The sequence below is a fragment of the Halochromatium sp. genome, from assembly GCF_046541315.1.
Classification (GTDB): domain Bacteria; phylum Pseudomonadota; class Gammaproteobacteria; order Chromatiales; family Chromatiaceae; genus Lamprobacter.
This window is the reverse complement of the sequence record NZ_JBKHDN010000239.1, coordinates 1-3,697: the sequence shown is the minus strand read 5'-3', so window position 1 is coordinate 3,697 and position 3,697 is coordinate 1. Positions and strand designations below refer to the sequence as shown.

Annotated in this window: 5 protein-coding genes; all 5 read left to right on the top strand. The window is 69.0% G+C overall.

Annotation, left to right across the window (positions count from 1 at the left end; all coding sequences use genetic code 11):
• Positions 1–345: hypothetical protein (locus ACLFQI_RS12405; RefSeq protein WP_410759775.1), on the top strand; the 345-nt coding region annotated here is incomplete at its 5' end.
• A complete protein-coding gene (locus ACLFQI_RS12400) occupies positions 342–797 on the top strand; it encodes a hypothetical protein (protein ID WP_410759774.1) in 456 nt (151 codons plus the stop codon). The genes ACLFQI_RS12405 and ACLFQI_RS12400, both read left to right, overlap by 4 nt.
• Positions 794–1,021 carry a carbon monoxide dehydrogenase gene (locus tag ACLFQI_RS12395; RefSeq protein ID WP_410759773.1) on the top strand — a complete coding sequence of 76 codons (228 nt, stop codon included), beginning with the start codon at positions 794–796 and terminating at the stop codon, positions 1,019–1,021. Before ACLFQI_RS12400 ends, ACLFQI_RS12395 begins: the two co-directional genes overlap by 4 nt.
• 4 nt (positions 1,022–1,025) lie before the next feature.
• Positions 1,026–1,508 carry a hypothetical protein gene (locus ACLFQI_RS12390; RefSeq protein WP_410759772.1) on the top strand — a complete coding sequence of 161 codons (483 nt, stop codon included), beginning with the start codon at positions 1,026–1,028 and terminating at the stop codon, positions 1,506–1,508.
• Positions 1,509–1,612: 104 nt separating this feature from the next.
• Positions 1,613–3,697: heavy metal translocating P-type ATPase (locus ACLFQI_RS12385; protein ID WP_410759771.1), on the top strand; the 2,085-nt coding region annotated here is incomplete at its 3' end.

The following is a 3,697-nucleotide window of genomic DNA, read 5'->3' as shown; positions in this document are numbered from 1 at the left end:
CCAGGCGGTGCGCCAATGGGCGGGCATGCGGCGGCCGGGAGCGCGGCGGGCGCAGGTTCGGGCCCCGGACCCGGCCCGCAGGCCGGGATGCAGCAGTTGTTCGCGGAGCTTGCCGAAGGTGGTAACGGGCTCAACAGCCTGACGCGCATGCTCAGTCTGGATGACACCGAGTTCTGGAAGGGCGCGCTGGTGGGCGCGGCGACGGTGCTGTTGCTGACCAACGATCAGGTCCAGGACGCCTTGTTCAAATCCGGCGCCAAGGCCAAGAGCGCAGTCAAGAGCGGCGCCGACAAGCTCAAGGAACGTGCCTCGGCGGCGGATACCGAGAGCGAGAACGATCGATGAGTAACGAATACGACCGCGCCCTGATGCAGGCCCCCATTGCCCATGCGCCGGCCGCGCCCGCGGGGATGCAGGCCCCCATTGCCTATGCGCCGGCCGCGCCCGCGGGCGATCGCTGCCTCACCTCCGAGTACAGTCTCGCGGCATCCTCGGATCGCTGCTCGGCCCTCGGGCAACTCGCGATCATGGGCGCCGTGATCGGTGGCTCCGCCGCTGCGGGCGCCAATATCCGCCGCTTGCAGCGTCAGGAGATCGATGCTGTCGGCGCCCTCGCCGATACGGGTCGCGCCGCGCTCGCGACCGCGGCGGCGAGCGCCGTCGCCGGTGCCGCCGCCAGCGCCGTCCAGCGCCAGGGCCTGGTGCGGCTCGGCGTGCTGTTCGCCACTGGTAGCGCCGTGATGTACGGGATCCAACGCTACCTGGAGCGCGACATCGAGCAAGAGGTCGAACCATGAGTCGCAACCAGCACGGCATGCAGCGCCAGCGGCATGGAGTCGCCAAGAATCTCGCCGAAGGCATCGGTGGGGTCGTTGTCGGCGCGGCCTTGATGGTCTTTGCCAGCCAATGGTTCAAGCGCCGTCAGCAACACCGCTTGGCGAGCGAACGTGCGGCGGCCGAGACGGCGCGCGCGGATCGGCCAACCGCCGACGCCGAACCCACAACCTCGCCTGGGAGCTAACCGAATGAGCCAATACAACGATCGATCCTGGTATCCGCCTGCGGCGCAATCCCCCTCCCAGTCCGCCCATGCGCAGATGACGGGCGGCCCAATGGGTGCGGACCAGGGGCACTCTCCGTCCTATGCGCCGCAACCACCGGGCATGATGCCAGCCGGCGGTTATCACGCCGGCTATTATCCGGCCGCCTATCAACCAGCGCCGATGGCGCCGCAGGCGGGCATGAGCGCGGGCGTCAGGCCGGGCGGCGGGTATCCGACGCCAGCGACACAACCCTTCTTCAATCTCGGCAACGACCGCTTCCTCAAGGGCTTGCTGATCGGTGCCGCCGCCGCCTATCTGCTCACCAACGAGGGCGTGCAACGCACCGCCATCAAGGGCGCGGTCAAGCTCTGGGGTGGCCTCCAGGGTGGCGTCGAGGAACTCAAGGAGCGGTTCCACGACGCCGAGGCCGAGATCCAGGCCGCCGAGTCGCACAAGGACGCTTGAGTCTGGGTTCGGGGCCAGCCGCCTGTTCTCGGTCGAGTTGGAGCCGGCTGCCAGCCTGCGCTTGAGCCTGTTACCGACAGACCGCTGCCGCCAACCATCTTGCCGTGGCACTGACCAACTATCGGATCATCCATGAGGTGCCGGGACGCCTGCGCTTGCGCATCCCGGCCCTGGGCGAGCCCGGCTGCGAGGCCGGGGCGCTCGAGGATTGGATCGACGCGGCGGCCCCGACCCAGGAGGTGCGCGCCAATCGCGCCGCCCGCGCCCTGATCATCCACTACCAGGGCGGAGCGGCGGCGCGGCAGTCGCTGCTGCATCGGCTCGAGCGCTTCCCGGCCGAGCCGATCCCCGGCTACAGCGAGGGCGAGGTCCACGAGGCCGAGGTGGCGCCGATGATCACGACGCTGTTCACGCTGGCGGCGCTACCGTTCTTGACCCCGCCGATGCGCGTCGTGCTCACCTTCGCCAACGTCGGCTCGACGCTCGCCAAAGGCGCCGATACCCTGATCCACAAGGGCATCAAGGTCGAGGTGTTGGATGCGCTCGCAGTCGGCCTGGCGGCCGCCAATGGCAAGCTGTTCACGGCCAACCTGACCGATCTGCTGCTCGATCTGGGCTCATTCCTGGAGCGTCGTACCCAGCGCCAGTCGGATCGGCTGCTGCGCCGCCTGTTGCGACCCGATCCAGCGATGGCCTGGGTCGAGCGCGCTGGCGAGCTGGTGCAGGTCTCGGGCGACGAGGTGAGCACGGGCGAGACGGTGGTGATAGGCGTCGGCGAGACCATTCCGGTCGATGGCCATGTCATCGACGGCCTGGCGTTGGTCAATCAGGCCGGCGTCACCGGCGAGGACGTCCCGGTGCGCAAGGAGGCGCCGGCGCGCGTCATTGCCGGCTCGGTGCTGGTCGAGGGACGCCTGCGCGTGGAGGCGACCCGCGTTGGCGAGGACACCACCACCGCGCGCGTCTCGCGCTTCATCCAGACCTCGCTGGCCGAGCAGGCCGCGACCCAACGCCTGGCCGACGAGCTGGCCGACAAGCGGGTCTATCTGACGCTCGGCACCGGCGCGGCCGTGTATGCGCTGACGCGCGATCTGGCGCGGCTGCAATCGGTCTTTCTGGTCGATTATTCCTGCGCGCTGAAGCTCGGCACGCCGGTTGCTTTCAAGTCCGGCATGTCGCGTGCCGCCGAGCACGGCGTGCTGATGAAGGGCGGCGAGGCGATCGAGACCCTGGCCGCGATCGATACCCTGGTGTTCGACAAGACCGGCACCCTGACCCATAGCGATCTGCTGGTCACCGATGTGGTCGTGCTTCCGGGCAGCTGTGCCTGCACCGAGACCGAGCTGCTGGCGATGGTCGCCTCGGTCGAGGAGCATGCCAGTCATCCGGTCGCCCAAGCCGTGGTCGAGGCCGCCCGCGAGCGCGATCTGGCGCATATCTCGCACGGCGAGGTCGACTACATGGTCGCCCATGGCCTGAGCGCCGAGGTCGATGACGGGCGCCTCGTGGTCGGCAGCCGGCACTACCTGGAAGAGCACATGGCGATCGGCTTCGACGCCTATCGGGATCGCATCGAGGCCTTGCAAGCGGAGGGCAAGACCCTGCTGTTCGTCGGCAACGCCGAGGGCGCGGTGGGGCTGATCGCATTGCGCGACACCTTGCGCGAGGAGGCCCCGGCGGCGCTCGAGCGGCTGCGCGCGCTCGGCATCAAGCAGCTGATCATGATCACCGGCGATCGGCGCGAGAAGGGCGAGGCCTTGGCTGCCGAGCTGGGGCTCGATGCCGTGTATGCCGAGATGGCGCCCGAGGACAAGGCGAGCGTGATCGAGGGTCTGCAGCGGGCCGGCCACAAGGTCGGCTTCGTCGGCGATGGTGTCAACGACGGCCCCGCGCTGGCGGTGGCCGATGTCGGCATCGCCATGCCGCGCGGCGCCGATATCGCCCGCGCGACCGCCGATGTGGTGCTGATGGACGATCGCCTGCAGGCGGTCGCCGATGCCCGCGAACTCGCCGCCAAGACCATGCGTCTGATCAAACGCAACTTCACCGCTGCGGTTGGCATCAATTCCGGCGTGCTGGCCGGCGCGGTGCTGGGCTGGCTGTCACCGGTGGCCAGCGCGCTGCTGCACAACGGCTCGACCATCGGCATCCTGGTCAATGCCCTCAACGGCGTGTCGCTGGATGCCGAG

What these genes read in the sequence shown, in the direction of transcription:
- ACLFQI_RS12400 (WP_410759774.1), top strand. Translation starts at nt 342, where the DNA reads ATGAGTAACGAATACGACCGCGCCCTGATGCAGGCCCCCATTGCCCAT.
- ACLFQI_RS12395 (WP_410759773.1), top strand. Translation starts at nt 794, where the DNA reads ATGAGTCGCAACCAGCACGGCATGCAGCGCCAGCGGCATGGAGTCGCC.
- ACLFQI_RS12390 (WP_410759772.1), top strand. Translation starts at nt 1,026, where the DNA reads ATGAGCCAATACAACGATCGATCCTGGTATCCGCCTGCGGCGCAATCC.